3 protein-coding genes are annotated in these 2,096 nt (G+C 59.4%); 1 reads left to right on the forward strand and 2 read right to left on the reverse strand.

Annotated elements, in window-relative coordinates:
• The coding region (locus NCT05_RS36585; protein ID WP_250504788.1) for a PAS domain-containing protein at window positions 1-936 on the reverse strand (936 nt) is incomplete at its 3' end.
• Between the two features lie 327 nt (window positions 937-1,263).
• Window positions 1,264-1,566: a hypothetical protein gene (locus NCT05_RS36590; RefSeq protein WP_250504789.1), complete on the reverse strand. Its 303-nt coding sequence runs from the start codon at window positions 1,564-1,566 to the stop codon at window positions 1,264-1,266.
• 329 nt (window positions 1,567-1,895) lie between these two features.
• On the opposite strand from NCT05_RS36590, the gene NCT05_RS36595 reads away from it, so the two are divergent.
• On the forward strand, window positions 1,896-2,096 hold a 201-nt coding region (locus NCT05_RS36595), incomplete at its 3' end, for a hypothetical protein (protein WP_250504790.1).

Consider the following 2,096-nt stretch of genomic DNA (forward strand, 5'->3'; position numbering starts at 1 on the left):
GTCCCGTCCGTATCGATTTTCGAGCAGTTCCAGGTTTCCCCGTAGCACCTGCAGGACGTTATTGAAATCGTGTGCCACTCCGCCGGTCAGTTTTCCCAACGCCTCCATTTTCTGCGCCTGGAACAAAGCGCGCTGCGTTTGCTCGAGTAGCTCCGAGGCGCGCCGACGCTCGGTGATGTCCCGGGTGACTTTGGCAAAACCGACGAGCTCACCGTTCTCGCGGATCGCGTCAATGACGACGTGTGCGAAGAAGCGGCTGCCATCCTTGCGCACGCGCCAACCTTCTGCCTCAAAACGCCCTTCGCGTCTTGCCGTTTCCAGACCGCGAAACGGTACCCCCGCGGCGACGTCCTCGGGCGTGTAAAACCTGGAGAAATGCGAGCCCACAATCTCGCTTTCACTGTATCCCTTGATCCGCCGGGCGCCAGCGTTCCAGCTTGTGATTCGACCGTCGGGCGAGAGCATGAAGATGGCGTAGTCAATGACACCTTGAACCAACAGGCGAAAGCTCCGCTCGCTTTGCAGTACGGCGTCGTGGGCCGCTTTTTTGTCGCTGACATCCTGAACGACCTTTCCGAAACCCAGAACCTGCCCGGTGCTGTTGCGAAGCGCTGTCATGACGACATTGGCCCAGAACCGCGTGCCGTCCTTTCGCAGACGCCATCCTTCACTAACATAACGGCCTGAGCTGCTAGCAGCTTCGAGTGCGGCCTCGGGCGCCCCAGAGGCGCGTTCGGTCTCCGTGTAAAAAACCGAGAAGTGCCGCCCTACGATTTCATCAGCCGTATAACCTTGAATCCGTTCGCCACCTGGGTTCCAAGTCATGACGTTTCCAGCGGGCGAAAGGGCGAAAATGGAGTAGTCGTCAGTGGAGCCGGCCCACAGTTGAAGCCACGCAGCACCGAAGCTGGCAGCGGGTGACGTGTCGTTGCTCATGAGACGGATCAGCGGTATGGACAAAAGTTCATCCGCGACGCATTTTTCGTGCCGACGCGGAGAGAAGAGCGGATTCGCGGGCGGACGGAGCGGCACTACCGGCGGCGGCGGTGCCTACTGGGGCGCAAGGATCGCGACGCGTAAGACGGGGCCGAAATATGGTGGGACTTTATCGATCAGACGACGGAAGAGGAGAGCAGCGCCGCAGATGTCCTCATCGAGGAGGGTCCCGGTGCGGCCCATTTGCTGAGACGGCGCCCGGTCTGGGTCGTCAAAGCGAACAGAAATTAGCAATTGTTTTGCTCAACCAAGCAGCGCGGCCGCATGCTAGTCCGCGCCCACAGATCGCTCTGCGTAACGATTGGCAAAGGCTCGCGTTATCACAGCCAGATTAGCAGCACGCGCGCGTCCGCCGGCGTCCAGGTGCCACGTTCCCTGCGACACGATGAGCTCGAGACCAAGCGCGGCGTCCTGGAGATCAGCGTCCAATGCTCCACGTCGGAACAGTGTGTCGAGGGTAATCGCGCCAGAGAGAGTTCGTGAGAGTTCGGGATTCCGTCCGGCCGCCTGTTCGTCCAGCGCATAGGCGGCATCGAGAAGGCCGGTATAAATGCGGTTGCGTTTCCCCATGGGGACCTCCTTAAGCGATAAGAGCGGACGCGGCTGTCGAGCAATCGCGCACAATGAACGCATTGTGTGCAGGACATAATGCGGAAACGTCAGGCCGCACAGCGGTTCAGTGCGCATGCCGCGGTATTAGTTGAACGAAAGAATTCGATGTGCTGCCGGCCGCCTGTACTCAAAATCGGTCAACTGGCTCGATAAGTCTGCGGGACCGAAACCGTTTAGGCGAACAGCACCAATTAGGACGAACAGGTCAATCCGTTCTACTTATAAGACAGCGCGACGAGCTAGATGAAAAGCGCCACCCGTCATCCCGCGAATCGCCGGAGAGCCTGATGATGCCCGTGTCGGTCGACGCAGGCAAGGATTTTTTGTCGACCGTTTGTTCGCTTGGATGCGGCTCATCGATCGACGCTGCGGGACGCCATCAAGGCTCGTATGCTCTTCCGAAAATTGGGGCGACCTGCCGGAAGCACCGGCATGCGCACACGGCGCGACTTGTGATTTCAGATGCTGGCCGAAACACAGTCATCGTC

This window comes from Caballeronia sp. AZ7_KS35 (assembly GCF_023631045.1).
Lineage (GTDB): Bacteria > Pseudomonadota > Gammaproteobacteria > Burkholderiales > Burkholderiaceae > Caballeronia > Caballeronia zhejiangensis.